A 26,520-nucleotide genomic window follows, 5' to 3' on the forward strand; every position below is an offset into this window, starting at 1 on the left:
AGCAATGAAGGAGACGATCATGGACAACCCCACTGACAGCGCAGGCAAATGTCCTGTAGCCCATCACAAGGCTCCGACCGCACGGGCAAACCGTGACTGGTGGCCGAACCAGCTGAATGTGCAGATTCTTCATCACAATGCCGGCCGCGCCGATCCGCTCGGCAAGGACTTCGATTATGCCGAGGAGTTCAAGAAGCTCGATCTCGACGCGCTGAAGCAGGATCTTCACGCGCTGATGACCGATTCGCAGGATTGGTGGCCGGCCGATTTCGGTCACTACGGCGGCCTCTTCATCCGCATGGCCTGGCACAGCGCCGGCACCTACCGCATCACCGACGGCCGCGGCGGCGCCGGCCAGGGCCAGCAGCGTTTCGCGCCGCTGAACAGCTGGCCTGACAATGCCAACCTCGACAAGGCCCGCCGCCTGCTCTGGCCGATCAAGCAGAAATACGGCAACCGCATCTCCTGGGCCGACCTTCTGATCCTCACCGGCAACGTCGCGCTGGAATCCATGGGCTTCAAGACCTTCGGCTTCGCCGGCGGCCGCGCCGACGTCTGGGAGCCGGAAGAACTCTACTGGGGTCCCGAAGGCACCTGGCTCGGCGATGAGCGCTACAGCGGCGAGCGCGAGCTGGCCGAGCCGCTCGGCGCCGTGCAGATGGGCCTCATCTACGTCAATCCGGAAGGCCCGAACGGCAATTCCGATCCGCTGTCTTCCGCCCGCGACATCCGCGAAACCTTTGCCCGCATGGCGATGAACGACGAAGAGACCGTGGCGCTGATCGCCGGCGGCCACACCTTCGGCAAGACGCACGGCGCCGGCGACCCGTCCCTGATCGGCGCCGAGCCGGAAGGCGGCGCGATCGAGGACCAGGGCTTGGGCTGGAAGAGCTCGTTCGGCACCGGCGTCGGCAAGGATGCCATCACCGCCGGCCTCGAAGTCACCTGGTCGCAGACGCCGACCAAGTGGAGCAACTACTTCTTCGAAAACCTCTTCGCCTTCGAATGGGAACTGACGACGAGCCCGGCCGGCGCCAAGCAGTGGCAGGCCAAGAACGCCGAAGCCTCCATTCCGGATGCCTATGACGCTTCGAAGAAGCACCTGCCGACCATGCTGACGAGCGACCTCGCGCTGCGCTTCGATCCGATCTACGAGAAGATCTCGCGCCGCTTCCTCGAAAATCCGGCTGAGTTCGCCGACGCTTTCGCCCGCGCCTGGTTCAAGCTGACCCACCGCGACATGGGACCGAAGGTGCGCTACCTCGGCCCGGAAGTTCCGGCCGAAGACCTGATCTGGCAGGACGTGATCCCGGCCGTCGACCATCCGCTCGTCGACGACAAGGACATTGCCGACCTCAAGGCAAAGGTTCTCGCCACCGGCCTTTCCGTGCAGGAACTGGTCTCGACCGCCTGGGCCTCCGCCTCGACCTTCCGCGGTTCCGACAAGCGCGGCGGCGCCAATGGCGCGCGCATCCGCCTTGCCCCGCAGAAGGACTGGGAAGCCAACCAGCCGGCCCAGCTCGCCAAGGTGCTCGGCGTTCTCGAAGGCATCCAGAAGGACTTCAACGCCGCCCAGACCGGGGGCAAGAAGATCTCGCTCGCCGACCTGATCGTTCTCGCCGGCGCAGCCGGTGTCGAGAAAGCGGCCGCGGCCGGCGGCAATGCCGTCAGCGTGCCCTTTACCCCTGGCCGCGCGGATGCGTCCCAAGCCCAGACCGACGCGCATTCCTTCGCGCCGCTCGAGCCGCGCATCGACGGCTTCCGCAACTATGTGAACGGCAAGCGCCATCAGTTCATGAAGCCGGAAGAAGCGCTCGTCGACCGCGCCCAGCTGCTGACGCTGACCGGACCCGAGCTGACCGTCCTCGTCGGCGGTCTGCGCGTACTGAAGGCAGGCAACCCCGAGCACGGCGTCTTCACGTCGCGCCCCGAGACGCTGACGAACGATTTCTTCGTCAACCTGCTCGACATGGACACGCAGTGGGCTCCCGCCGCCGGCAAGGACGGCGTCTATGAGGGCCGCGACCGCAAGACGGGTGCGCCTAAGTGGACCGGCACCCGCGTCGACCTGATCTTCGGCTCGCACTCGCAACTGCGCGCCTTCGCCGAAGTCTACGGCCAGTCCGACGCCAAGCAGAAGTTCGTCAGGGACTTCGTCGCCGCCTGGACCAAGGTCATGAACGCCGACCGCTTCGACCTCGTCTGATCGGCAGGATTTTGGCCCGGGCGCGGTTTCGGCCGCGCCCGGGCTTTTTCTTTCAAGTGCCTTCGAATGGGAACAGCGCCGGCGTCACTATTTCTGCCGGAGCCGCAGTGTCAGGAAACCGGCAAAGAATGCGGCGACCATGCTGAACAGTATCGGGCCAAGATAGCTGCCGGTTTTATCGAAGACGACCCCCGCCATTGTTGGCCCCAGCAAAGCAGCCACACCCACAGCCGTATAGAGATAGCCCAGTATCGTTCCGATATGACGGGTGCCGAAGAGATCGGCGGCAACGGCCGGATACAGGCCGACGCAGCCGCCATAACTCATGCCGAACAACAGGGTGAAAAGCACCAGCATGGCCATGCCGTCGGCAACCGACCACAGGAGGAATGAGCCGGCAACGGCAAAGGTAAGGATCGCCAAAAGGCGCAAGGAACCGATGCGGTCGCCGAGACCGGCCAGCACAAAACGTCCAAAGATATTTCCGATGCCGATGAGCGCGATAAGGATTGTACCGCTTTCGAGCGACAGACCCATGTCGTGCGCTGCCGGGACGATATGGACATAGGGAATGAATGTGCAGAACGACGCCAGGATCAACATGACGTAGAACAGGCGGAAACGGCCATCGCGCCATGCTGTGAAAGGGCTGAGCCGATCGCCGGATCGCAGCTCTGAAGCAATGCTGTTATCTTGACGTTTGCGCACCCAGCATCGCTGCCGGCAAACCGATTGCAGCAATGACAACCGCCAGACCGATGAAACATCCACGCCAACCAAGCCCGGAGACGAGCCGGCCGATCGTCAACGGCAGTAAGAGCGTGCCGAGGCCGATGCCGGCCGTGGCAATGCCGGACGCGCGGCTCCGCTTGAGGATAAACCAGGACTGCACCGCTGCGATCGCCGGAACATAGGAGAGGCCGATCCCAAGCCCTACTCCGATGCCGTACCAAACGTAGAGCGAGGCCAGGGACTGCGCATGACTGGCTCCGATATAGCCCATGATCATTGCTACCAGACCTGTCGCGATGACGCCGCGGGACGACCAGCGATCGGCAAGCGGGCCGGCGATCGCGCCCAGCGAATAGAACACGAAGGCCGAGATTGAGAAGACAAGCGCGATTTCGCCGCGCGATGCCGCGAATTCCTCGGAAAGACCGGGAAACACAGCGGAGAAGGCGTAGGCTGATCCGAAGGTTACGGCTGTCAGAGCATGCGCTCCGCCGACGACCCGCCATCCGCTTGGTGAATCTGCGTCTTCGGACAGTGAAACGGGTAAGGATGTGGATGACAAAATCAATCGGCCTTTCAAAGATTCATGGCTCGCAGCATTCAGTGTGGCAGATGCGGCGAGTTCGGAAAAATGAATAGGTTTGAATTCCGATATTCGATACGCTGATAACGATACGTTCCTTCCACTTGATCTCGATCTGCCGAGAACCTTTGTTGCCCTTGTCGAAAGCGGCAGTTTGTCGAATGCCGGACCACCGGTTGGCCGCAGCCAATCGGCCGTGAGCATGCAGATACAACGTCTGGAACGATCGGTCGGCCAAGAACTTCTCGTGCTTGGCCGCAGGCAGGATTTTGAACTGCTCTTGTTCAGGCCCCCTTGCGGGGTAGCTCAGGCTGAGCCTCTCTTGGACTATCGCCCGACCGTCCAGTCCTCGACGCGCAGGCCCTCGACGCGCCGAAATTCGCCGACATTATTGGTGACAAGAATCAGATCCCGGCTCCTCGCCTGCGCGGCGATCAGCACGTCATAGGGACCGATCGGCGTTCCCCTTGCCGCCAACGCGGCGCGGATCTCTCCTGCGGCCAGCGCGTCCTCCTGCTCGAAGCCGACCGACGGGAAATCCGCCGTGAACAGGCGCAGGGTTTCGAGATTGTAGGAAACCTTCGCGCTCTTATAGGCGCCGTAATAGAGCTCGTGCATCACCACGGTCGACAGCCCGATCGCCCCTTCGTCGCTGTCCGTCACGCGCGCCAGCAGCGTGTCGGACTTGCGGCCGATCAGGGCGATCACCGCATTGGTGTCAATCAGATGCGTGATCACTTGAACAGGTCCTGAAGATCAGGCCTCTCCTGATCCTCCGGCTGTTCACGCCCGTCGGCCATGAAATCGTCGCTGAGGCCGCGTTCGAGCGCGCTTCGCAACGACGCCCATCGTTCGCTGCGATCGGCCCGTGGCCGAAGAATGACGGCGTCGCCTTCCCGCGTAACCTCCACCTGATCCACATCGAAGCGGAACTCCTTCGGAAGCCGGACGGCCTGCGAATTGCCGGATTGAAATACGCGCGCATATTGCGGCATGGGAAACGCCTTCGCCATTTGTATATATTTCACTGTATATACGCGGCAAGGTGCGTTTTTACAAGACCTGCGTGTCATCGCGGGCGACGAGCGTCGGCTTCCGGCGAATGCTGGCCGAGCAGTTCGGCAGCGATTGGCAGCAGCGAGGCTGCTTTCGCTCGGCGGAACCGGAATCGCGGATTCGCACCGTGATTTCAGGCTACGGATTGACCCATCGACAAGAGCAGAGGGCGCCCGTTTCGTCGTAGGCAAACAACGCTCTTCGATTGTCCAGCTGACTCAGTTGGAACCAGTCCAGCGTCCGCGCCCGGAAGCTGAGGACGCCGAAGCGCGCCTTTCCGTCCGCTTCGTCGACAGGTTCCGCCAACTCACCGATGACTTCGAAGGCGCACTCGTCCCCCGGCGGGCCGCCCGCATAGGTCGTCCGCGTCCGGCTGGGCAGCCTGTCCCAGGCGATGTCGGCGGCTTCGCTTCCGGGACCATGGCGTTCAACCCTTCCCTGAAGCCGCAACTGCAGCCGGGCCTGCGGGCAGAAGCCCAGCACCGTGACTTCAGGATTTGCCGAAAGCTCCAGCCATTTCGAGCTTCGCGTATCGGTGTGGAATTCGAGGCTACGCGCCGATCCATCGGCCGCCCGCAGCACGACCATGCGCGCCTGCGGTCTCGCCTCGGCGTCCACCGAGCAGAGGTTCACATAGCGGAAACCCGACTGCGGGTTTCCCGCAGCCGTTTCGAGTTCCGCCCATGCCGAAGCATCGATCTCAGTCAAATCCACCAGCAGCCTCGCTCAGACCGAACGGGCAATGCCGCCGTCGACGCGGATGTTCTGGCCGGTGATGTAGCCCGCGGCTTCGGACAACAGGAAGGCGATAGTGGCGGCGATTTCCTCGCTCGTGCCGTAGCGGCCCATCGGAACGCTGTCGCGCCGCTCGTCGGTCGCGGGCAGGCTGTCGATCCAGCCGGGCAGAACGTTGTTTAAGCGGATGTTCTTGGCCGCATAAGTATCGGCGAAGATCTTGGTGAAGCTCGCAAGTCCCGCCCGGAAGACGGCCGAGGTCGGGAACATCGGCGACGGTTCGAAGGCCCATGCCGTGGAAATATTGACGATGGCGCCACCGCCCTGGGCTTCCATAATCGGCGCGACCAGCCGGATCGGCCGCACCGCGCTCAGGAAATAGACCTCCATGCCCTTGTGCCAATCTTCGTCGGAGATTTCGAGGATCGGTGCGCGCGGGCCGTGGCCGGCGGAATTGACCAAAGCATCGATGCGTCCCCATCGCTCCATCGCCAGATCGACGAGCCGCTTGACGTCGTCGTTCGACTGGTTCGATCCGGTGACGCCGACGCCGCCAAGCTCCTTTGCCAGCGCCTCTCCCTTGCCGGAGGAGGAGAGAACGGCGACGCGATAGCCGTCTGCGGCGAGTTTGCGGGCGGCGGCTGCCCCCATGCCGGACCCGCCGGCGGTGATGAGAGCGACTTTTCCTTCAGACATTGAGGCCTCCGATAGCTGATTTTCCAAAGCATTATGCCAGATGCCATCGGGACTTTCGCGCGAGAAAGAAAACTGCAAGACTGTAGAAAATCTACTGGATAAGCCGATGACCCCATCCCGCCGCACGCTGCCGCCGCTGAACGCCCTGCGCGCCTTCGAGGCTGCGGGCCGCAGGCTGAATTTCCGCGCCGCGGCGGAAGAGCTCGGCGTTACGCAAGGGGCGGTCGCCCAGCAGGTACGCGCGCTGGAAGACCAGCTCGGCCTCAGGCTGTTCCTGCGCCTTTCCCGCGGCCTTGCGCTCACCGCCTATGGCACGGGTTATCTGACGGAAGTGAGCCGCGCCTTCGACACGCTCGCAGAGGCGACCGGGCGGCTTTTGGACCGGCCGGAAACAGTGACGATCAGCGTCACTCCAACCGTCGCCGCCAAGCTGCTGATCCCGCGGCTCGCGGAGCTCTACGCCGCCCTTCCCGATATCGATCTGAGGACAATGGCCACCGAGGCGCTGTCGGATTTCGACCGCGACCAGGTTGATATCGCGGTGCGCCTCACCCGCCCGCCTTTTCCGGCGAACCTGCAGGCGCAGTTGCTGTTCCGCCAGGAACTGGTGGCCGTCGCAAGCCCGCAACTGGTCAAGGGCCTCACCCTTCCTTTATCAGGCGAAGAGCTGCGCAAGCTGCCGCTCCTGCATGTCTCGCACGATCACTGGCGGGCGCTTCTGCAATCCCGCGAGAAGCTTCCCGGCGCGGCGTTCAACCATACGACGCTAGCGCTGGATGCCGCACTCGCCGGTCAGGGCGTCGTGCTGGCGTGCCGGGCTTTCGTCATGGCCGATCTCGAGGCCGGACGGCTGGTACAGGTGACGGATGCGACAGCCGTCATCGAATCCGACTACTTCCTCGTCCGCAAACGCTCCGAAAGGCCGTGGATGCGGTCTGGGACTGGTGCGCAAAGCGGCTGTCGCTGCTCTAAGCGTGTCGCGCCTGAGCTCGGTAAAGGAACAGCGCTAACCCTCGCCTCAACCACCTCGACCCGCTACGCATGACGGCCGCCCTCGAAGCGGGCGGCCGGACGAATTCACTAACGATGAATGCGATCAGCTAGAACCGAACACCGCCTATCGTAAAGCCACCATCGACAGTGATCTCCTGTCCGGTGACGAAATCTGCGTCGTCGGACAGCAGCCAGGCGACCGTGCCTGCAACGTCTTCCGATCTGCCGTTGCGGCGAAGAGGCGCATGGCTGGCCAGGCGGGCGGCGAAGGCCGGATCGATGACATCATCTGCCATCGGCGTCAGGATGATTCCGGGATTGATCGCGTTGACACGGATGTTGCGGGGACCTTGCTCCACCGCCAGCGTGCGCATCATGGCGAGCAGAGCGCCCTTTGTGCTGGCATAGGCTCCCGCGCCCGGCATCACTCCGCCCGCCGTCCAGGAGGCATTGATGAGAATGCTGCCGCCGGCGAGATGGGGCAGGCATTGTTGCAGCGTGAAGAAAGTGCCGCGAAGGTTGGTGGCGATCAGCGTGTCCAGTTCATCCGCCGAGGTCATCGCCAGAGGCTTGAATTCGCCCAGCACCCCGGCATTGGCGAAGACGGCGTCGAGTGTCCCGAAGCGCGTTACCGTGGCCTGAACAGCGGCCGCGACTGCATCTTCATCTGCGATGTCGCAAGCGATTGCGATCGCGGTGCCTCCGGCAGCTTCGATCTCGGACTGCAATTCGTTGATCGGCTCGGGACGGCGTCCGACGAGGGCGACCTGGCCGCCTTCTTTTACCAGCCGAAGGGCGGCAGCCCGCCCCATGCCAGTTCCCGCTCCGGTGATGAAGATAGTTTTGGCCGTAAATCTGTTTTGCGTCATTTGCGCCTCCTTGATTGCATCAGCGAGGCCGTTGTAATTGCATCGTATAGCAGCGATAATTGCTGAAAAACTTCATTCATTTGAAAGCAGGAGCATCGAATGGACCTTTTTCGCTCCATGCAGGTCTTTGTCAGTGTCGTTCAAGAGGGCTCGATGAGTGCGGCTTCCGGCAAGCTCGGCATGTCGCCGGCCATGGTCGGCCAGCATGTGGCAGCGCTGGAAGAACGGCTAGGAACACGGCTTCTGAACAGGACGACCCGCCGCCAGAGCATGACGGATTTCGGCAGGAGCTATGTGGAGCAGTGCCGGGACATTCTTGAGCGGGTTGCCGATGCCGAGACGGATGCCGAGGCATCGCAGACGAAGCCTCGAGGGCGGCTTAGAGTGACGGCGCCGTCAACCTTCGGCGCGGAAATCCTGATGCCCGCCCTGAAGCGCTATCGTGAAATCGCGCCTGAAGTGACCATTGACATCAGCCTGACGGATCGCAACGTCGATGTTGTCGACGAGGGCTTCGATATCGCCTTCCGCATTGGGGACCTGCCGGACAGTCGCCTGATCGCGCGCCAGCTCGCGCCTTACAGGATGGTCGTCTGCGCATCTCCGGACTATATCGCCCGCCACGGCAATCCCGAACATCCCAGCGAGCTTTCGGGCCACCAAGCGGTCGGCTTTACCCCGGCGATACGCTCGCCATGGCGATTATCGAAAGGAGACGAGGCGGTGGAGGTCACCCCTCGGATATCGGTCAGTGTTGACAGTGGTCAGGCTGTTCGCATGGCGGCGCGCGCCGGCCTGGGCGTGATCATGCAGCCGGCCATGCTGGTGGATAGCGACATTGCTTCCGGCATGCTCGCCCGGCTGTTTCCCGACTGGCATCTGCGCGAGCGGCCTATGTCGCTCATATACCATCGCGACCGGCGAATGACGCCGCGCCTGCGCAGCGTCATCTCGTTTGCGATCGCGGAGTTCGGCTTGCACCCCGACGACGGGATCGCTCGTGCAGGCAAATGACCTGCCCCTAACGGCAGAACTCGTCATTCCCAAAGCCGGCCCATCGAATTCAGAACATGGTGTTCTTGTTGGCAGCTTCCTTCGGAACGGACTGGATCACGTCCCAATGCTCGACGATCTTGCCGTCCTTGACGCGGAAGATATCGACGATCGACTCGCCGCGATCGTTAGCACCATTCGTCGCATGCACATGCAGCCAGACGAGATCGCCATCGGCAGCACTGCGGACGATCTCCGCCTTCGATTGAGCATTGTCCTTGAAGAAGCCGGAGAAGAAGGAAATCAGAGGCTTCTTCCCGTCGGGAACCTGGGGGTTGTGCTGCCGGTAATCGTCGGCGATGACCGAGGCGGCCTCGATATCGTGCTTGTTGAAGAACCGGTCGTAGAACTCCACCACCAGCTTGCGGTTGGCTTCCTCGACCTTCAAATCCCGAGCAGTGGATTCAGCAAAGGCGCCTGAAGGCGCGGCAATGGCTGCCAGAATGGCGAGTGCGACAAGCGATTTCCCGAAAGTCATGCGTCAAACTCCTTGGTATGGATCAGCGATCTAGTCTAGAAAACAGACTATGAGATCTGGTCTACGGAAGCCTGACATGCCGGGCAAGAAGGCAGATTTTAGTGGCAAGGTCAGCCTGCGCTGACCAAGGAGAGGGCATGCCCGGGGAAATGGACGAACCAAAACAGCGGCCCGGGACAGGGTGCCCGGTCAGAGGTGTGCTCGATCGCATCGGCGATCAATGGAGCCTGCTCACGCTGGAGGCGCTTGATGACGACAAGAAGCGCTTCAACGAGTTGCTGCGCGAGATCGGCGACATCTCGAAACAGATGCTCTCCAAGACATTGCGGCATCTGGAACAGGACGGCTTCATCAGCCGCACCGTCTATCCCGAGGTTCCGCCGCGCGTGGAATATGAACTGACCGAGATGGGGCGCTCCTTCCTGGTTCCCATGAAGGCTTTGATTGGATGGGCCGATCAGAACCACTCCGCCATCATCAGGTCGCGGCAGCGGCACGAAACCGGAGTCTGAGAGGGGCGCATCCTTCGGGGCTGCGGCCTGCCCGCCTCGGGAGTTTGGATAGGGCATACCGTGGCACACCCCCCTCTGTCCTGCCGGACATCTCCCCCACAAGTGGGGAGATCGGCAAGAAGCCATGCCTCGCCCTGAATTTACGCCCCATGTGACGGCCGGTTGTTTGGGGAAGCCCGTGAGCCCAGCCGATCTCCACCCTTGTGGGGGAGATGTCCGGCAGGACAGAGGGGGGTGCCACACGGGATACCGCTACAAGGAAAAAATCTCGCCCCTCAAGCGAGCCTCATCCTGAGGTGCCCCGCCAGGGGCCTCGAAGGACGAGGCGGGTGCGCTGACGTCAGATGGATGCAAAAAGCGATGTTGGAGCGCGTCCTTCGAGGCTCCGGCCTTCGGCCTGCGCGCCTCAGGATGAGGAGCGTTGGAGAATGCCGCACTTTCCCATCACGCCAGCAGCACCTTCCCACCCGTCCGGAAGGGCAGGGCGGAGCGCAGCGCCTCACTGATCTTTTCCAGCGGAAATACCTCCCGCACCTCGGTGGCGATGACCTTGGCCGAAATCTGCACGGCGACCTCGGAATAGGCGCGCTGGACATCGCTCATTGCTTCGGCATGGACCCATTCACGCAGGTGGCAATAGGAAAAGGCGATGTCGGGATGGGAGGCCCAGAAGGAGGGTGGGATGCTCTCTCCCGACAGCAGGCCGTAATGCAGGAAATGTCCGCCCGGCTTCAGCGCATCGGCGAGCACCGAGGCGCGCGCGCCGCCGACACAGTCGAGCACCGCATCGAGCCCGTGCCGACCGGCGAGGCCGGCGGCGAGATCGTTCTCCGCCTTGTCGACGATGACGGCCTCAAGCCGGCCGCCGAGGCGCGCGAGGGATTGTTCGCTACGGACAATTGCGATCGGCTCCACGCCAACCGCATTCGCCATGCCGATCAGGATCGACCCGATCGAGGAGGCGGCGGCATTGATGGCGATGCGCATGCCTGACTTCAGCCCGATCTTTTTGTGCAGCATCAGCCACGCCGTCATCGGGTTGACGTAGCTCGTTGCCGCTTCGAAATCGGAAAGCGCGTCGGGAACGCGAAGGCACCAGCTTGGATCGGTATCCTTGAACTGCTGCCAGCCGCCGGCGCTGCGCACCGGCAGCACGCGCGCTCCCGGGGAAAGGCTGCGAACCTCATCGCCGCATTCTTCGACCACGCCGAAGGCCTCGAAGCCGGGAATGAAGGGCAGGGTGGTGCGTCCGGCATAGGCGCCTGAGACGGTGATGATATCGGAGGGATTGATCGAGCGCGCCAGCAGGCGCACCCGCACCTTGTCGCGCGGAAGCGGCGCCAGTTCGGCGCGTTCGATCCCGACGACCTCCTCGGCCGGGCCGAATTTTCGCACCACCGCCTGATATTGCATTGCATCCCCCTGACAACAGCGGTTAGAACACGCCTTCGAAATTTCGGTGATCGAATGAGCGTTGACGACAGGCCTTTAGCATCGTTCCGGGTCTCGATGCGAGACATCGACATCTATGGTCATGTCCACAATTCGGTCTATCTCGATTATTGCGAGGATGCGGTCGTCGAGTTCCTGCGCCACCGCGACATTCTCAGCCACTTCCGCCACACCACCTCGGGCGTTGCCTATCACGTCAAGAAGGCGGAGATCACCTTTCACAGCCCGATCGACGTCGACGATATCGTCGAGGCGAAGGTCAATGTCGAGAAGATCGGCCGTTCGAGCCTCTCCTTTACGATCGAGCTCTATCGCCAGCGCGATGGCGCTCACTGCGCATCGGGCGGGCTCGTCTGGGTCTGCGTCAGCCTCGCCGACAGCCGCCCGACGCCGATCCCTGAGGCGACCAGAGCCGCCTTGTCGCAGGGCTGACCATGCCGATCCATAAAGAGCTTCTTCGACACGCGATAGAGAGACCGGATAAGCTGGCAGTCGTGATCGACGGCCGTTCCTTGAGCTATGGCGAACTCTATGGCCGCGCCCGGGCGATCTACCGTTTTATCGAAGAGCTTCCTGGCTCGAAGCATCGGACAGTCGATCTGCCCGGCGTGCAGAAGCTGGTCGGCCTCAGCCTCGGCAACCACATCGGCTTTGCCGAATATTTTATCGCCGCCACCGCGCTGCCGCATGCTTTGGCAGTCATCGATCCGATGATGCCGGCCGAAAGGATCGAGCGCATCGTCGAGCGGCTGGCGCCCGACGTGCTTGTCGTCGACGGTGATGCGAGCCCGAGCGCCGAGATCGGCCGCAGGCTCGGCATCCCTGTCATCGTCGCCGGAACTGAGCCATTTGACCTCGCCGTGGCGGTAGACGACCTGCCAGTCGATGCCGAGGGGATCTTCCTGATCGGCTTTACCTCGGGCACAACAGCCGAGCCGAAGGCCTACTATCGCTCGCACGAACAGTGGCGCCGGAGCCTCGACCGCGGACGTCTCGTCTTCGAACTCCAGGACGCGCCCTCGACCCTCTGCCCGGGAGCGCTTGCGCATGGGCTGGCGCTTTATGCCCTGGTCGAGGCGCTAGATGCCGGGGCGACCTTCCATTCGGTGGGGAAGTGGGACCCTGGCGCTGTCGCGCGCGTTCTCTCTTCTGGGATCGAACGGCTGGTCGCCGTGCCGACCCATATCGCCGGCATCGCGAGAGCATGGGCTGGTAAACCCGCGCTGACCTCGCTGCGAGACGTGCTGACAGCCGGCGCGAAATTGAATCTCAACGAGATCGAATCCATGCGCCGCCTTTTCCCGCAGGCGCGTATCCGCGAATATTACGGCGCATCCGAAATCGGCTTCATGACGGTCTCGACGCTTGTCGGCGGCAAGATCGATTTTCCGATCGACCGGGTCGGGCAGGCCTATCCCGGCGTCGAACTCTCCATTCGCGATCCTGAAGAAAACGACGTCGGCACCGACGTGCCGGGCACCATCTTCGTCAGGAGCGACCTGATCGCCGACGGCTATCTCTGGGGCGACGACGGCCAGGCGTTCCGGGTCACGGAGGCAGGCGCGACGGTCGGCGATCTCGGGGAGATCGATGCGAACGGTATGCTGCGGGTGATCGGCCGGTCGGGCGGCATGATGATCACGGGCGGCAACAACGTCTATCCTGCCGAGGTCGAGAGCGCGCTGAAGACCTGCCCCGGCGTCGAGGATGCCGTCGTCTTCGGACTGCCTGATCCCTATTACGGCCAGAGGATCGTCGCCGTTATCTCCGGCGAGGCGACGGACGCGAAAATTATCGCCGACCATTGCGCGAGCAAGCTTGCAAGGTTCAAGATCCCCAGGGAATTCCACCACATCGGCTCCTGGCCGATGACGAGCAGCGGCAAGATCGCGCGCGGGCAGGTGGAAGCATCGGTGATTTCGGGAGATGGTCTTGTCCTACGCCTATCAGCCTGACGAGGATTGGCAGCCTGTCGTGGTCGCCGCCTACCGCACGCCGGTCGGCCGCGCCTTCGGCTCGCTAGCTACGGTCGCGGCCGAAGACCTGCTTGCGCCGATCATCCGCCGGATCCTTACGGAAACGGGCGTTGCGCCTGATGCTATCGACGATGTGCTGGTCGGCAATGCCGCGGGCGGCGGCGGCAATATCGGCCGGCTGGCCGCCCTCGCCGCAGGCCTGCCGGTGGCCGTTCCCGGCGTTGCCATCGACCGGCAATGCGGCTCGGGGCTGGAAGCGATCATCCTGGCCGCCCGGCTGATCCAGGCGAAGGCGGGTTCATGTTTTCTCGCCGGCGGCGTCGAAAGCGTCAGCACCGCGCCGTGGCGCGTCGAAAGGCCGAAAGCCAATGGCGCGCTGCCGCGCTTTTACGGGCGGGCGCGCTTTTCACCTGAGGCGATCGGCGATCCCGAGATGGGCGTCGCCGCCGAAAACGTCGCGCGGGAGTTCGGCATCTCCCGCCAGAGGCAGGATGAATTCGCCCTGCGCAGCCATCGGCTCGCCGTCGCAGCGGCCGAGGCCGGCCTCTTCCGGCCGGAGATCGTCGAGATCGCCACCGGCCACGGTCTGGTGGAACGGGACGAATGCCCGCGCCCGACGACCTCGCTCGAGGCACTCGCAAACCTGAAACCCGTCTTCCAGGCCGATGGTTCGGTGACGGCGGGCAATGCCTGCCCACTCAATGACGGCGGCTGCCTGGTGCTCGTCATGAGCCGCGGCATGGCCAGAAGCCTCGGCATCGAAAAGGGCCTCGCCTTCATCGACAGCGCCGCCGCCGGCGTCGACCCCAACCTGCTCGGCATCGGCCCGGTCGCTTCGACCAAAAAGCTCCTGCAGCGCCAGCCCGGACTCGCGCTTCCAGAGATCGACGCCATCGAATTCAACGAGGCCTTCGCGGCCCAGGTCCTGGCATCGCTCGATCAGCTCGGTGTTGCTTCCGAGGTCGTCAACAAGGAAGGTGGCGCCATCGCCCTCGGCCACCCCTTCGGCGCTTCCGGCGCGATTCTCATTAGCCGGCTATATAGCCAGCTGGTGCGCGGAGATCGCTGGTCCCCCGCCGCGACCGGCCTCGCCACGATCGGCATCGGCGGCGGCATAGGCCTGACCGCGCTGTTCGAGGCTGTCGGGCTTTCTTGATAAAACAACGGTATTGCGAGAAGCGGAGACGGCGCGGCATGTCCTCTTCTCCCCTTGGGGAGAAGGTGCCGGCAGGCGGATGAGGGGGCCACACGGTATATCCTCTCCGTTAGAGGCTCCCCGTCACGACGGCGGCAACGCCATACCCAGCGCCCCGTTCGAATACCAGCATGTGCTTTATTGAAGGACAAGTGTCGCCGGCCCCCTCATCCGCCCTACGGGCACCTTCTCCCCGAGGGGAGAAGAGGGAGTCGAGAAGTCGCGGCATATCCTTCCGCACCGTGTCCGTTCCCCGCCATGCCGACTAGCGCAAATCTCCTCCGTTTCCGCGCGCTCCCCTACACCTTGGCATAGGGCGACAGCGACTGAGGGAGAATGGTTCAAAGCCGCGATCGGGCGCATTCTCCTACCGATCGGTTCCGGCCGATGAAGCCGCTTCATGCGGTTTCGGCACTTCGAGCAGTTCCTGCTCGCCTTCGTTCAGCAAAGGCAAGTCAACAGAGGATATTCCTCGTAAGGAGAAGGAGACTACCCATGAAGATCGTCATTATCGGCGGCACCGGCCTCATCGGCTCGAAGACCGTGGAAAGATTGCGCAGCAAGGGGCACGACGTCCTGCCGGCCTCGCCGAATTCGGGTGTCGACACGATCACCGGCAAGGGGCTGACCGAAGCGCTCGCCGGCGCTGCGGTGGTGATCGACCTCGCCAACTCGCCTTCCTTCGAGGACAAGGCGGTTCTCGAATTCTTCCAGACCTCCGGCCGCAACCTGCTCAAGGCAGCGGCCGCTGCCGGCGTGAAGCATCACATCGCGCTCTCGATCGTCGGCATGGAGAGGCTGCAGGACAGCGGCTACATGCGCGCCAAGATGGCCCAGGAACAGCTGATCAAGAGCTCCGACATACCCTATACCATCGTGCACTCCACCCAGTTCCATGAATTCATGGCCGGCATCGCCCAGTCGGGCACATCAGGCCAGATGGTGCATCTGTCGCCGGCCTACATACAGCCGATCGCCTCCGACGATGTCGCCGACGTCATGGCCGAGGTGGCGCTCGCTGCACCTGCCAACGGCACGATCGAGATCGGCGGGCCGGAGAAAGTCCGCCTCACCGATATCGTGACGCGCCTCTTCAAGGCGACCAACGATACGCGCCAGGTGGTCGCCGATCCGCATGCCCACTATTTCGGCGTCGAGCTCGAGGACAATTCGCTGGTGACCGGACCCAATGCGCGGCTTGGCCGGATCCGCTTCGACGACTGGCTGAGCCGGCAGCCACCTCAGAAAAAGAGCGCCTGATGAAGGCCCTGACAACCCATTCCCACCAACTGAGGAGACCAGACATGCTCGGAAAAATGATCTCGGCGGCCGCGCTCGCCATTGCCCTTGCCGCCGGCACCCAGGCTCACGCCGCAGGCGGCGACGCGAAGGTTCGCGTCGTTTTCGACCAGAAGCTTCCCAATGTTCCCGGCAAGAGCATGCGGGCGGTGCTCGTCGAATATGCGCCGGGCGGCTCGTCGCCCGGCCATACGCACCCGGCCTCGGCCTTCATCTACGCCACCGTTCTCGAAGGGGCGATCACCAGCAAGGTGAATGACGGGCCGGAGAAGGTCTATAAAGCAGGTGAAAGCTTTCCCGAATTTCCGGGCGATCATCACGCCGTGAGCAAGAACGCCAGCAAGACAAAACCGGCGCGCCTGCTTGCGGTCTTCGTCCTGAACACCGACGAGACGGAACTGACGACCGACGACAAGTGAGGCGACAGCCGATGCCCGCCGCCGGGCATCGGCTTTCCCGCCGTCTCAGGCGGCCTGCAGCGCCAACTCCAGATCGGCGATCAGATCATCTGGATGCTCGATGCCGATCGAAAGCCGGATCGTCGATTCCAGCACGCCGATACGCTCGCGCACATCGGCCGGCACGCCGGAATGCGTCATGGCGGCCGGGTGGCTTGCAAGCGATTCCGTGCCCCCGAGGCTGACGGCGAGCTTGAAGACCTGCAGCGCGTTCAGGAATTTGAAGGAGGCCGGCTGGCCGCCGCGGATATCGAAGGAGAAGGTCGAGCCGGCGCCGGTGCATTGGGCGGCAAAGGTGCGGCCGGAGGGCGAGTCCGGGTCGTGGTAGGGGAGATAATGCACCTTCTCGACCTTCGGGTGATCGCGCAGGAAATCGGCGACGGCCCGCGCATTGCTGTTGGCCCGCTCCATGCGCAACTGCAGCGTTTCGAGTGATCTTCCCAGCATCCAGCAGGAATGCGGATCGAGCTGCGTGCCGATCGCGCCGCGTAGCGCCTTGACCTGCTTGACGATCCCCTTGCGACCGAGAACCGCGCCGGCGATCAGGTCCGAATGGCCGCCGACATATTTGGTCAGCGAATAGAGCGAGATATCGGCGCCATGCTCGATCGGCCGCTGGAAGACCGGCCCGAGCAACGTGTTGTCGCAGACGACGATCGGCACATGCCCCTGCTTCGCGCCGATCGCATCAGCCACGCGCCGGATCATCGCGACATCGACGAGGCTGTTGGTCGGATTGGCGGGCGTCTCGATCAGGATGACGGAAACCCGGCCCTTGCCGACCGCTTCATCCGCCGCCTTCTGCACCGATGCCTCGCTGACGCCATCGGCAAAGCCGACTGCCGCGACGCCGAGATTGAGGAAGGTCTTTGCCAGCAGGGTTTCGGTGCCGCCGTAAAGGGGCTGCGAATGCAGGACCGCATCGCCTGGACGGACGAAGGCAAGCAGCGTGGTGGCAATCGCCGCCATGCCCGATGAAAACAGCGCGCCGCTTTCGGTGCGCTCGTAGACGGCGAGCCTGTCCTCGACGATCTCACTATTGGGATGATTGAAGCGCGAATAGACGAGGCCCGCGCCCTTGCCCGCCGGCGGCTCGCGCCGGCCCGAGACATAATCGAAGAAATCGCGGCCATCCTCGGCGGAGTTGAAGACAAAGGTGGAGGTGAGGAACACCGGCGGCTTGACCGCGCCTTCCGAGAGTTCGGGATCGTAGCCGTAGTTCAGCATCTGCGTTTCGGGATGCAGTGCATGATTGCCGATATGGGTTTTGGAAGGATGCGGGGCGGTCATGATCGTCTCCTCTGTCGACGTGCCGAAGCACAAACTACATCAAAACCGCATCGGGCGAGCAACCATCGATGAGGCTCCTTAACGATCAACTCACCGTCTCGCCCAAAGTGTCGGCGACATAGGCGCCGCGCGCGCCCATCGGCAGCGGCGGCCCGGTCGTCGTGTCCTTCGCGGTCTGATGCTCCAGCTCGGCGTTGAGTTCCGCGCCGATGATGAGAATGACGACGGAAAGCCAGATCCAGACGAGGAAACCGATCAGAGCGCCGAGCGCGCCATAGGTCGCGTTGTAATTGGCGAAATGATCGAGATAGAAGGAGAAGCCGACCGACATGACGGCCCAGGCAAACGTGGTCAGACCGGCACCCCACGTCATCCAGCGAACCCTGGCAGGCTCGCGGCTCGGGCCGAAGCGATAGACCAGGGTCACAGCCACCGCGACGACGAAGAGAAGCAGCGGCCATCTCAGGAGAAGCGCCATGTGCTCCTTGAACTGGTCGAGCCAGAGATAGGAGAGCACGACGGGCATCACGCCGATGAGCGCCACCAGGACGACCGCAAAAACCATCGCGCACAAGGTGAAGCAAAGGCCGATTAGGTTCAGCCGGATGAGGCTGCGCTTCTCCCTCTCCTCATAGGCGACATTCATGGCGTCGAAGATCGCCAGCGTGCCGCTATGTGTGCTCCAGAGCGCGATGGCGAGACCGATGAAGAAGGTGATGCCGAGCGTGCTGTCGCGCTTTTCGACGAGCGCCTTGATCTGGTCGGCAAAAAGATCGAAGGCGCCGGGCGGCAGGAGGATGGCAAGCTCGCGCAGATGTTCGGAAATCGTCACCGGATCGGCCACCAGCCCATAGAGCGAGACCAGGGCCGCGAGCGCGGGAAAAAGCGCGAGCAGCAGATAGAAGGTTACCCCCGCCGCAATCAGCGTCACCCGGTCGTCGAGGATTTCATGGAAGGCGCGCCAGAACACGTCGCGCAGGCCACGCAGCGGAATGGCCTCGGGCGTGGCGGCCCTGCGCCCATGATCGTCGCCCACCTTGCCGGCAACGACGGCAAGAGAATCCCGCTGCCTTGCCTGCACCACGACAAACGCACCGATCGCCGCGGCCATTATTCCAACCGCGACGGAGAACCCCTTGAGGCGGAGCACCTCTGCCATTACCCTATCCTCCGATCTGCTTCGGGGATAACGCTGCGCGCCGCTAAAGGATGCAAGCTGTTGCTTTCCCGCGGAGAATCCCGGCAGGGGAGGGGACTTCGCTGCCGCCATGAGCGTCGCAGATGAGAATCCGGCGCAAATTGGAAGATTATAAGCCACTGATTTTGTTGGATTGGTTTTGGGCTACGGAAGCGAAACCGGGGTTTGGTTTCGTTACTCCGGCGTGAGGGCTATCTTGGTGCTGTGGCCGATGGGGCGATTTTACCGAGTCGGGACCGGCAAAATTCGCCTGCAGATCCACCTAAGAGACGTAATTCTGGGCCTGATGCCGGCTGCCATTACCGTTTCAGACACTTCCGAACACCGATGAGAGCAATCCTCAGAGCAGGCTCGACGGCAAATCCACCGCCGCAAAGTCTTGCCTCATCAATAGCGCCGGCGGCAACGGCCGACAATAGCTGCGATCGTTATCCACGCCAAATGTGGTTGACTTGACGGCGCGTGAACGCCGCACCTTCACGTCGTTTAGTGCCCGTCGATCATCAATGGGGCACTCGTTGCACCTTGCAAGGTTGGAGCGTTTGGGCGGCCAATCGAAGCCGGCCACTCACATCGGCCCATGGCTTGTTTCAGTCACACACGCTTATGCAGCGAAGGATCAATCGAATTCGCCGCTATTGATCTTTGCGATCCAATCAGCGTCCAGGTTCAGCAATGCCTCGGCTATGTCGATATGCCCCTTTGCAACAGCTTGCGCCGCTGCCGCGGAAAGGAACATCGACCGGTCCCAAGCTTCGTTCCGTTGAAGGCTCACATTGTCGATTAGACGTCCAATCGCGCCATGGTAGTCTTCGGCGTACATCTCCGGAATGTCTGGTCCCCGACCCGCCCGACGAGCCACTTCAACGGCGGCGGGCAAATGAAAAAATGAGGCGTCGACCGGCCTGCTCGCCTCACTTGCGATCTGTACGATATGTGGAACGGCCACGTAGGAAGCCCTATAAACATCTCCTTGGTGGCAAAGTCGAGACCACAGGCTGAACCAGGGCTCTTCCTCAAAACTTGCCTTTGGACCGGGCGACATAGCCAGCGCCCTTAGCAATTCCGGAATGTCGTCGGCGCTGCCGTAGGCATGGCGCAACTCTCTCCAGCGGGGATCGGTAATCGATAGCATGAACGCACCTTACCGCCGGGCACGATGCCGTCAACCAGCGGCTACACTCGCCCAATCCTCCTTCCGGGTTTAGATTTTGGTCCGTGCCGTGCCGTACAGGTCGCCTCATTGAGAGTGCTGCATGAGGCATCTCCCGGCCGCCTACACCAGTTGCCCGCTGGCCGCCTTCGTTATCCGTTGTCCGCGGACAACTGCGTCGTCCACCGCTTCGGAGGCTGTGGAGTTTCAAATATCGAGCACACTTGCCGAACCCGCCACCCGGCAGTTCCGCTGTATAAACTCGGCCGCCCCGTCCCTCACATATGCGATCATTACGTTGCAGAATTTCGACTGACCCCGCGGGAAATCGACTTCATGAACCGGGCCTGCTATCGACTGGCATCCCTTTCGAGCTCTGTGTGTTATGGTCCGTCTCCTCGTCACCTATATGGAACAGCTTTCGCGCCCGCAGGGAGCCGCGTTGTCCTGTCCCGATTCAGCCGTCAGTGTCGCAAAGGAAGGCCCTGGCGCGAAAGACTATCTTCAACTCTATCAATCCGTGGGGATGCCGTTGCAATGGGATGGGCGCCTTCGGATGCCAAGAGCAGAACTTTTGGCGTTCCTGCGTAGCAGTTCCACAGCACTCTACATATTGCGGCACGGCGGGCGCTCAGTTGGATTGTGCGAGTTCGAGGGCGTCGGCGAAAGGGACGTGGAGCTAAAACACTTTGGCCTGATCCCGGAAGTTCAAGGCCGTCGTCTCGGGCCGTATCTGCTGGATTGGTCCCTGCGCTCGATATGGAACCATCGACCTGACCGCGTATGGCTCCACACAGATACCTATGACCATCCGAAAGCCAAAGCCACCTACGAGCGCATCGGCTTCAGCGTCTACGCCGAGGCCATGGAAGAGTTTCCAGACTGATCTTATGTCCAGAAGTGGCATTCCGCAGGAATTCTCCAAGGCAGAACGACATGGCAGTTTCCGCCATGGCAAATTTATTTGGAACAGACCGCTCGCAGCTTTTGCTTCTTCCTGAGATAGTGGATGACTACGGCCGGAAAATCCGGTCTACTTCATCGAATCCTTCGTGGATCAGCTTGATTTGGAGGCAGCGGGCTTCGTTCGCGTGACGGCGAAGGTTACGGGACGGCCGGGATATGACCCGGCCAATTTGCTGAAGCTCTAAATCTGCGACTACCTGAACCGCGTGCGATCGAGCGGGTTGTCCGCGGACAACGCTGCCTTCAAGCAAGGACAGAGCCACCGCATGCCGCACCGCGCTCGTTCATAACATCGCCTGCGCAATCTCGACGCAACCGCCAGGCTTGAATTTGCCGCATTGCGGCACTACCTCGTGATGAGCCGAAGCGCTGCACCCCTCCTAGCTGCTTCGGCCCGATGGACAGCATTTCCCCTCCCATGCTGTCGGTCACTATCGAAGCCCGGCGCCTTTCTCTCCCCGCGCCGGGCTTCTCCCCCTTCCATGCCGTCGCGCGGATGGCAGTTCTCCCGCCCGCCCGATCCCCATCCTCTCGTAGGCGCGGCATTCTCCCGATCTCATCTTGTGTAGCGCAGGCCGAAGGCCGAAGCGTCGAAGGCTGCGCCTTGCCCCATCCGCAACGAGGCGCACCCGCCTCGCCCTTCGAGGTCCTTGCGAGGCGCTGCAGGGCAAGGCTCTCTTGGGGACCTTGCGCGAATCCCCAGCATTTCTCATTGATCGATCAACAGCGAAAGAAACGAGGTGACAGATGGACAGGTTAGCGCAATGCCATTGCGGATCACTCCGCGCGAAGGCCTCAGGCGATCCGCTTACGGTGACCCTTTGCCATTGCCGGGACTGCCAGCGACGAACCGGCGCCGTGGCGGGCAGCGGCGCGATCTTTGCGAAAAGCGAGGTAACGATCGAGGGAGAGTGGAAGGTCTTCGAACGCGAGGCCGCCGAAGGGCGCAAGGTCCGGTTCCGCTTCTGCCCGAATTGCGGGACGTCGCTGTACTGGGAAGGTGATTTCAATGCGGAGTTCTGCGGCATCGCCGTCGGCGCCTTCGCGGACCCGACCTTTCCACCGCCCTTGCTTTCCGTCTACGAACAATCGAGACATGAGTGGGTCCAGCCTCCCGATGGCGTGGTGCGTGCCCGGCGCGGCCTGGTTTCGTCGGCGGCGGCCGACAACGAGCCGGACGATATGTGAGCGGCAAGGATCCAGAGGACGGCTCGGTTATAGCCCCCACTTCGGGCCTTCTTGCGACAACACAACCTCGACTGGATCGCCGCTCACCTCGACGGACAGACCGCCGAGCGCATTCCAGCGAAACAGATTGAGATGCCAGCCGCCGGGGATCAGTCTCGATCGGTCGATGATGCCATCGGCGCCCGCCGCCCTGGCGAGATCGGCCGTGCGCCATGACGGCGGCTCCTCGCCGACGGCCAATGCGGAGCGCCAGGAGAGATTGGAGGCGTCCCGGTCGATGCCGAGCCGTTCACACGCCTGCTCATCATGCTGATCGAGCACAAAGGCATTGCTGACCGACAGCGGCACGACTCCACGCCGCCGCCCGTCTTCGCGCATATAACCTGAGATCGCCATGATCGCCCATTCGGCCGAAGCGCTCATATAGAGAGCCGGCTGGCCGAGCCGGTGATAGCGCCCCGCGCTCGTCCCATCCGGAGGATCGAGTACGCGATCGAGGCGCTCGACAAGAACGGAACGAAAAAAGCGTCCGCCCACCTGGCGAAAGATGCTTGACGGTTCGCTTGTTGGCAGCTGTTCCATATGGGTCCGGGAATGATCGATACGAGAGCATGCAGGCGATCGATAACAGAGGCGTGTCTTCCATGGTTGCCACGCCGAGCGATATTATGCCAGCAGCGATGTGGTTTTCGATTGCCGGAGCACCATGGCGAAAGGCGCTTGGAATTCCACCACGACTTATGCCTAGAGAAGTAACGGAAGTGAAGCTCGATATCACTTCTGCAAAGGCTGTCGACCAAACGAAATCAATGCGTTATTTTCTATGGGCAATAACCGATGAGGCCGCATTGAAGGAATTGCAGCTGGGCGCCATATCCGTAGGGAACCGAGGTGGGTTTGCCACGCATTCCCGTCGAAGGCCGAACCGAACCCGAAACGAGGACAGAGAAAGTCTGATCTGTTTGAAGCCCAACGGAGGCTGCAGGCTGAAGCCGATGAAGTCGTCCAAGCGTTGCGGCTTGACGAGCTTCTTGCCGGTCTCGGGCAACCTGTCAGAGTTGGAAGCTCGGCAATGGGACTCATGGTGCGTCGAGACATCGATATCACGGTCATCTGTCCCAGGCTCGACGCTCAGGCAATGGAAGCATTTACTGCAATCGGCGCTCGCCTGATGCGGATGACAGAACGAGTGGTCGCGGTGCGCTTCCGCAATGACAGCGGAAAATGGAACAGAGAGCCCGAGAAATATCCGGACGGCCTTTACCTCTGGCTGTCTGTTCAAACGCCGGATCAAACAGTGTGGACTATCGACATCTGGTTGGTCGATCAACCGGACCGGCAGCCTGACATCGCCCACTTGAAGACTCTGCTGCCCCGGCTGACGGATGCGGATCGGGAAACAATCCTGCGAATTAAGATCGCCTTGGCCGAGCGTCCGCAAAATGCTGGAACAGTTTCCAGCGCGCTTGTCTACGAAGCCGTGCTGGACCACAGAGTTCGCACCGTAGCCGAGTTCGAAAACTGGCATCAAGAACACCGCTCCTGATGTCACAAAGCGCCTGGACCGACGGCCGCTTCTTACGCATTGCAGCGCAGCGTTCGGTCGGCTCTTCCCGATGCCTCATACCACCAGCATCCCCTGCCGCTCGGCAAGTGTCACCACCGCGCGGGTTCCGGCGTTGAACTCCAGAAAATCCGCCTCGATGCCGTCGCTGAAGATCACGCCGTGTTCGGGCATTTCGGAGACGATGGTGAGCGGCTGGGCTTCGGAGACGAGACCGGCGACGATGCTGGTGCCCGTCGTGCGGCTCGGAAAGGGTTCGCGCACGAAATAGCGCAGGTAATCCGCGTCCCAGGCGAAGGACATGTCGATCGTCCTATCGGTGGGTTCGAGGCCGAGCGCGCTCGCCGCTCCCAGCGTGCCGGAATAGAGGCTCTTCAGCCAGCCGGTCGAGCCCATGCCTGTCGAGACGATGATGCCGCTGGAGGACTGGCGCTCCTCGCGCTCCTCGGCGTGCAGGATGTAACGCGCCGAGACATGGCTTTGCGGCCCGATGAAGAGATCGTTGACCGCATGAATGACGGCGCCGGTGTTGAGCGTCGCCTTGGCCATGCTGACGCGCTTGATCGGCCGCCGGTTCTTCAGTGTCTCGCCGATCACCCGGGGAAGGCTCTTCGGATTGAAGGGAAGCAGCAGGCCGTCCCAGCGCTGGGGATCGGGATTGACGCCGAGGACCGGCTGTCCGTCGAGATATTTGAGCGTGTTGGCGACCAGGCCGTCCTGGCCGAGCACGACCACGACGTCGTCAGCGCCGAAGACGAAGTTTGCGAGGTAGCGGCGCTCGAGACGCTGCACGCGGGCGACCGCGCGCAGACTGGTTTCGACTTCGGCGATAGCCGCTTCGTATCGCTTCTTCTCGGCGAGATAATCGCTGAAATCGGCGCCGAGATGTTCGACATAGAACTGCGCCTGCTGCACCGTGTTGAACCGGGCGATGAGTTCGTCGAGCCGGGTCGGCCTGACGACCAGGATGATCTTGCGTTCGTCAGAGACCGGCACGGTCCTTGCCCTCCTGCGGCTGCAATATCTCCCTGAGAAGATCGGGCGAGACGTTCAGCTGGCCGATCTTCGTAGCGTTGTCGGCAAGGTCGCGGAAGGCGAGCGCCATCAGTTGGCCCGGCTGCATGCCGACCGAGGCGAGCGCCTGCAGCACTTTCGGATCGGCCTGCTCGAAGGATTTCATCATCGCCGTCATCGCATAGGCCTGGGCATCGGCCTCGGCCCGGGCGTTGGTCGCCGCCAGCGTCACCAGTTCGCGGTTCTGCTCCTCAAGTGCGATCTTGCCAGTCATTTCCTCCCGCCGGATCTGCAGCTGCCGTTCCTGCACGGCGCGTTCTGCTTCCAACTGGGCTTCGCGCACCTGCCGCCTCTTGTTCTCCAGCGTGATCTCGGTGGCGATCTCGTTTTCCTTGATCGTCCGCTCCTGCTCGATCGCGGCGTTGCGCCTGCTGTAGATGGCTTCGTCGGCCTGGCGCAGCAGCGCCTCGCGCGCATGCGCTTCGAGCGCCTTTGATGTCTCGACCTTCGGCGTGACGGCAAGCAGCGACAGGCCGAGGATCTCAAGGCCGAGCGCTTCGATCGTCGGGTGTTTCTTCAGCGCTTCGGCGACGCCGGCGACAAGCGCCTCGCCCGAAGCCAGAACCTCCTTCAGCGACAGCGTCTGAACCTCGGCCCGCATCGCCACCTGGACGCGGTCGATCACCCGGGTCGAAAGCTTCTGCGGGTCTTCCGAGACATAGGCGCCCCTACGGTCGAGCGTGAAATTCAGAAGTGCCGCCGTGCGGCGCGGCTCGGCGATGCGGTAAGTGATCTGCCCCTGCACCGTCACTTCCTGGAAGTCTGACGTCACCAGGGGAAAGATGAAAGGATCGTTGACGCTCGCCGTCGGCACCAGCACCAGCGAGCTCGATGGCGAAAAATGCCAGAACGCCAGGCCGGCGCCTTCGCGGATGGCGTTGCCGTTTTGGTATTGGATGACGTATTGCGTGGGTTCCGTCTTGATGAAGCGCAGTCCGAACATGTCCGTTTCCTTGTTTGCGCGGGCGCCTCGCCCGTGTCGAAAACGAGAAAACATGACTTAGTGGCAAATGTCAACTAACTTAGTTGAAGATTTACACTAAGACTGCTCTGTGTTATGTTCCCATCATGACGACACATGACAATGACGCCTTCAAACCGATCGCGACCGTCGATCTCGCGATCTTCTCGCTGTCGCCGGCGGGCCTCTCCGTGCTGCTCGTGCGGCGGGCGAACGCCCCCTTTGCCGGCGAGTGGGCGCTCCCCGGCGGCTGGATCCATATCGACAAGGATCTTGACTTGGAGGCTGCGGCGCGCCGCGTGCTGAAGGAAAAGACCGGGGTCGAAACGCCCTATCTCGAGCAGCTGCAAACGACCGGCAGCGCCGGCCGAGACCCGAGGGGCTGGAGCATTAGCATCGTCTATATCGCGCTGCTCTCCGCCGATGATGTCGAGAAACGGCGGGATGCAATGGCCGAGGACGCCGAATGGCGGCCGGTCGAGGGCGACGGCGTCGGCTTTCCCATCGCCTTCGACCATGCGGCTCTCCTCAAGGAGGCGCTCGGCCGCATCCGCAACAAGGTCGAATATTCCAGCCTGCCCGGCCATCTGCTCCCAGCCCGCTTCACATTGAGCGAGCTGCAATCGGTCTATGAGAACCTTCTCGGCCGCAAGCTCGACAAGTCGGCCTTTCGTAAACGCATGGCCGAAGCCGATTTCCTCGAGCCGATCGAGGGCGAACTGCGCCGGGCGAGCAACCGGCCCGCCCAGGTGTTTCGCCTGAAGGACATCAAGTCACTGGCGCTCTTCGACCGGAGGATCTGAGTTGTTGCCAGGGCGCTGACCCGCGCGCTG

27 protein-coding genes and 2 pseudogenes are annotated in these 26,520 nt (G+C 62.4%); 14 read left to right on the forward strand and 15 right to left on the reverse strand.

Annotated elements, in window-relative coordinates; translation table 11 throughout:
* Window positions 1-19: 19 nt before the first annotated feature.
* Entirely contained in the window at window positions 20-2,206 is a 2,187-nt protein-coding gene (gene katG / locus EFQ99_RS25315; RefSeq protein ID WP_126923952.1) for a catalase/peroxidase HPI, read from the forward strand.
* 87 nt (window positions 2,207-2,293) lie between these two features.
* On the opposite strand, the gene EFQ99_RS36025 is transcribed toward katG, so the two are convergent.
* Window positions 2,294-2,977, reverse strand: coding sequence for an MFS transporter (locus tag EFQ99_RS36025; RefSeq protein WP_281024291.1), 684 nt, complete (start codon window positions 2,975-2,977; stop codon window positions 2,294-2,296).
* On the reverse strand, window positions 2,895-3,374 hold the full coding sequence (locus tag EFQ99_RS36030; protein ID WP_281024292.1) for an MFS transporter: 480 nt from the start codon (window positions 3,372-3,374) through the stop codon (window positions 2,895-2,897). The genes EFQ99_RS36025 and EFQ99_RS36030 overlap by 83 nt, the downstream gene beginning before the upstream one ends.
* 301 nt (window positions 3,375-3,675) lie before the next feature.
* Here EFQ99_RS36030 and EFQ99_RS35665 point away from each other — a divergent pair.
* Window positions 3,676-3,723, forward strand: a pseudogene (locus EFQ99_RS35665) (hypothetical protein); the annotation flags it as partial.
* 125 nt (window positions 3,724-3,848) lie between these two features.
* Here the strand turns inward: EFQ99_RS35665 and EFQ99_RS25330 are convergent.
* The 4 genes from EFQ99_RS25330 to EFQ99_RS25345 all read right to left on the reverse strand — a co-directional run bounded on the left by EFQ99_RS25330 (window position 3,849) and on the right by EFQ99_RS25345 (window position 6,008).
* A complete protein-coding gene (locus tag EFQ99_RS25330; RefSeq protein WP_126923953.1) occupies window positions 3,849-4,259 on the reverse strand; it encodes a type II toxin-antitoxin system VapC family toxin in 411 nt (136 codons plus the stop codon).
* The gene (locus EFQ99_RS25335) at window positions 4,256-4,516 is read right to left on the reverse strand and encodes an antitoxin (protein WP_126924064.1); all 261 of its coding nucleotides are present in this window, start codon (window positions 4,514-4,516) and stop codon (window positions 4,256-4,258) included. The genes EFQ99_RS25330 and EFQ99_RS25335 overlap by 4 nt, the downstream gene beginning before the upstream one ends.
* Before the next feature lie 199 nt (window positions 4,517-4,715).
* Window positions 4,716-5,291 carry a pyridoxamine 5'-phosphate oxidase family protein gene (locus EFQ99_RS25340; RefSeq protein WP_126923954.1) on the reverse strand — a complete coding sequence of 192 codons (576 nt, stop codon included), beginning with the start codon at window positions 5,289-5,291 and terminating at the stop codon, window positions 4,716-4,718.
* A gap of 12 nt (window positions 5,292-5,303) precedes the next feature.
* Window positions 5,304-6,008: an SDR family oxidoreductase gene (locus tag EFQ99_RS25345; protein ID WP_126923955.1), complete on the reverse strand. Its 705-nt coding sequence runs from the start codon at window positions 6,006-6,008 to the stop codon at window positions 5,304-5,306.
* A 106-nt stretch (window positions 6,009-6,114) separates the two neighbouring features.
* On the opposite strand from EFQ99_RS25345, the pseudogene EFQ99_RS25350 reads away from it, so the two are divergent.
* Window positions 6,115-6,980, forward strand: a pseudogene (locus tag EFQ99_RS25350) (LysR substrate-binding domain-containing protein).
* A 128-nt stretch (window positions 6,981-7,108) separates the two neighbouring features.
* On the opposite strand, the gene EFQ99_RS25355 reads toward EFQ99_RS25350, so the two are convergent.
* Complete coding sequence (locus EFQ99_RS25355; protein WP_126923956.1) at window positions 7,109-7,870, reverse strand: SDR family NAD(P)-dependent oxidoreductase; 762 nt, start codon at window positions 7,868-7,870, stop codon at window positions 7,109-7,111.
* Window positions 7,871-7,969: 99 nt separating this feature from the next.
* Between EFQ99_RS25355 and EFQ99_RS25360 the strand changes: the two genes are divergently transcribed.
* Window positions 7,970-8,884, forward strand: a complete 915-nt coding sequence (locus EFQ99_RS25360; protein WP_126923957.1) for a LysR family transcriptional regulator — start codon at window positions 7,970-7,972, stop codon at window positions 8,882-8,884.
* A gap of 49 nt (window positions 8,885-8,933) precedes the next feature.
* Here EFQ99_RS25360 and EFQ99_RS25365 read toward each other — a convergent pair whose 3' ends face one another.
* Window positions 8,934-9,401, reverse strand: a complete 468-nt coding sequence (locus EFQ99_RS25365; protein ID WP_126923958.1) for a nuclear transport factor 2 family protein — start codon at window positions 9,399-9,401, stop codon at window positions 8,934-8,936.
* 137 nt (window positions 9,402-9,538) lie between these two features.
* Here EFQ99_RS25365 and EFQ99_RS25370 point away from each other — a divergent pair, with 137 nt between their 5' ends.
* Window positions 9,539-9,913, forward strand: a complete 375-nt coding sequence (locus EFQ99_RS25370) for a winged helix-turn-helix transcriptional regulator (RefSeq protein WP_126923959.1) — start codon at window positions 9,539-9,541, stop codon at window positions 9,911-9,913.
* A gap of 444 nt (window positions 9,914-10,357) precedes the next feature.
* On the opposite strand, the gene EFQ99_RS25385 is transcribed toward EFQ99_RS25370, so the two are convergent.
* The gene (locus tag EFQ99_RS25385) at window positions 10,358-11,326 is read right to left on the reverse strand and encodes a zinc-dependent alcohol dehydrogenase family protein (protein WP_126923961.1); all 969 of its coding nucleotides are present in this window, start codon (window positions 11,324-11,326) and stop codon (window positions 10,358-10,360) included.
* Window positions 11,327-11,380: 54 nt separating this feature from the next.
* Between EFQ99_RS25385 and EFQ99_RS25390 the strand changes: the two genes are divergently transcribed.
* The 5 genes from EFQ99_RS25390 (at window position 11,381) to EFQ99_RS25410 (ending at window position 16,254) form a co-directional block, all read left to right on the forward strand.
* Window positions 11,381-11,797 (forward strand): acyl-CoA thioesterase, encoded by a 417-nt coding sequence (locus EFQ99_RS25390; protein ID WP_126923962.1) that lies wholly within the window; start codon window positions 11,381-11,383, stop codon window positions 11,795-11,797.
* Window positions 11,798-11,799: 2 nt separating this feature from the next.
* Window positions 11,800-13,320 (forward strand): class I adenylate-forming enzyme family protein, encoded by a 1,521-nt coding sequence (locus tag EFQ99_RS25395; protein WP_126923963.1) that lies wholly within the window; start codon window positions 11,800-11,802, stop codon window positions 13,318-13,320.
* Window positions 13,298-14,497, forward strand: a complete 1,200-nt coding sequence (locus EFQ99_RS25400; RefSeq protein ID WP_208722815.1) for a thiolase family protein — start codon at window positions 13,298-13,300, stop codon at window positions 14,495-14,497. Before EFQ99_RS25395 ends, EFQ99_RS25400 begins: the two co-directional genes overlap by 23 nt.
* Window positions 14,498-15,031: 534 nt before the next feature.
* The gene (locus EFQ99_RS25405; RefSeq protein WP_126923965.1) at window positions 15,032-15,796 is read left to right on the forward strand and encodes an SDR family oxidoreductase; all 765 of its coding nucleotides are present in this window, start codon (window positions 15,032-15,034) and stop codon (window positions 15,794-15,796) included.
* Between the two features lie 44 nt (window positions 15,797-15,840).
* Entirely contained in the window at window positions 15,841-16,254 is a 414-nt protein-coding gene (locus EFQ99_RS25410; protein ID WP_126923966.1) for a cupin domain-containing protein, read from the forward strand.
* Between the two features lie 45 nt (window positions 16,255-16,299).
* On the opposite strand, the gene EFQ99_RS25415 is transcribed toward EFQ99_RS25410, so the two are convergent.
* From EFQ99_RS25415 to EFQ99_RS25425, 3 genes are all read right to left on the reverse strand, one after another.
* Window positions 16,300-17,583, reverse strand: coding sequence for a cystathionine gamma-synthase family protein (locus EFQ99_RS25415; protein ID WP_126923967.1), 1,284 nt, complete (start codon window positions 17,581-17,583; stop codon window positions 16,300-16,302).
* An 85-nt stretch (window positions 17,584-17,668) separates the two neighbouring features.
* Window positions 17,669-18,742, reverse strand: a complete 1,074-nt coding sequence (locus tag EFQ99_RS25420) for a YihY/virulence factor BrkB family protein (protein WP_126923968.1) — start codon at window positions 18,740-18,742, stop codon at window positions 17,669-17,671.
* A gap of 658 nt (window positions 18,743-19,400) precedes the next feature.
* Window positions 19,401-19,916, reverse strand: a complete 516-nt coding sequence (locus EFQ99_RS25425) for a hypothetical protein (protein WP_126923969.1) — start codon at window positions 19,914-19,916, stop codon at window positions 19,401-19,403.
* A 403-nt stretch (window positions 19,917-20,319) separates the two neighbouring features.
* On the opposite strand from EFQ99_RS25425, the gene EFQ99_RS25430 reads away from it, so the two are divergent.
* Together EFQ99_RS25430 and EFQ99_RS25445 are read left to right on the forward strand one after the other, a co-directional pair.
* Complete coding sequence (locus tag EFQ99_RS25430) at window positions 20,320-20,820, forward strand: GNAT family N-acetyltransferase (RefSeq protein ID WP_126923970.1); 501 nt, start codon at window positions 20,320-20,322, stop codon at window positions 20,818-20,820.
* A gap of 827 nt (window positions 20,821-21,647) precedes the next feature.
* Entirely contained in the window at window positions 21,648-22,088 is a 441-nt protein-coding gene (locus EFQ99_RS25445; protein ID WP_126923971.1) for a GFA family protein, read from the forward strand.
* Window positions 22,089-22,115: 27 nt separating this feature from the next.
* Here EFQ99_RS25445 and EFQ99_RS25450 read toward each other — a convergent pair whose 3' ends face one another.
* Entirely contained in the window at window positions 22,116-22,670 is a 555-nt protein-coding gene (locus tag EFQ99_RS25450; RefSeq protein WP_126923972.1) for an RES family NAD+ phosphorylase, read from the reverse strand.
* Between the two features lie 490 nt (window positions 22,671-23,160).
* Between EFQ99_RS25450 and EFQ99_RS25455 the strand changes: the two genes are divergently transcribed.
* Complete coding sequence (locus EFQ99_RS25455) at window positions 23,161-23,634, forward strand: hypothetical protein (protein ID WP_245441583.1); 474 nt, start codon at window positions 23,161-23,163, stop codon at window positions 23,632-23,634.
* A 75-nt stretch (window positions 23,635-23,709) separates the two neighbouring features.
* On the opposite strand, the gene EFQ99_RS25460 is transcribed toward EFQ99_RS25455, so the two are convergent.
* A complete protein-coding gene (locus EFQ99_RS25460; protein ID WP_126923974.1) occupies window positions 23,710-24,648 on the reverse strand; it encodes a diacylglycerol kinase catalytic domain-containing protein in 939 nt (312 codons plus the stop codon).
* Window positions 24,635-25,669: an SPFH domain-containing protein gene (locus EFQ99_RS25465; RefSeq protein ID WP_126923975.1), complete on the reverse strand. Its 1,035-nt coding sequence runs from the start codon at window positions 25,667-25,669 to the stop codon at window positions 24,635-24,637. Before EFQ99_RS25465 ends, EFQ99_RS25460 begins: the two co-directional genes overlap by 14 nt.
* Before the next feature lie 125 nt (window positions 25,670-25,794).
* On the opposite strand from EFQ99_RS25465, the gene EFQ99_RS25470 reads away from it, so the two are divergent.
* Window positions 25,795-26,490: an NUDIX hydrolase gene (locus tag EFQ99_RS25470; RefSeq protein ID WP_126923976.1), complete on the forward strand. Its 696-nt coding sequence runs from the start codon at window positions 25,795-25,797 to the stop codon at window positions 26,488-26,490.
* Window positions 26,491-26,520: the final 30 nt, after the last annotated feature.

It is taken from the genome of Rhizobium vallis (genome assembly GCF_003985155.1).
Taxonomy (GTDB): Bacteria; Pseudomonadota; Alphaproteobacteria; order Rhizobiales; family Rhizobiaceae; genus Rhizobium; species Rhizobium vallis.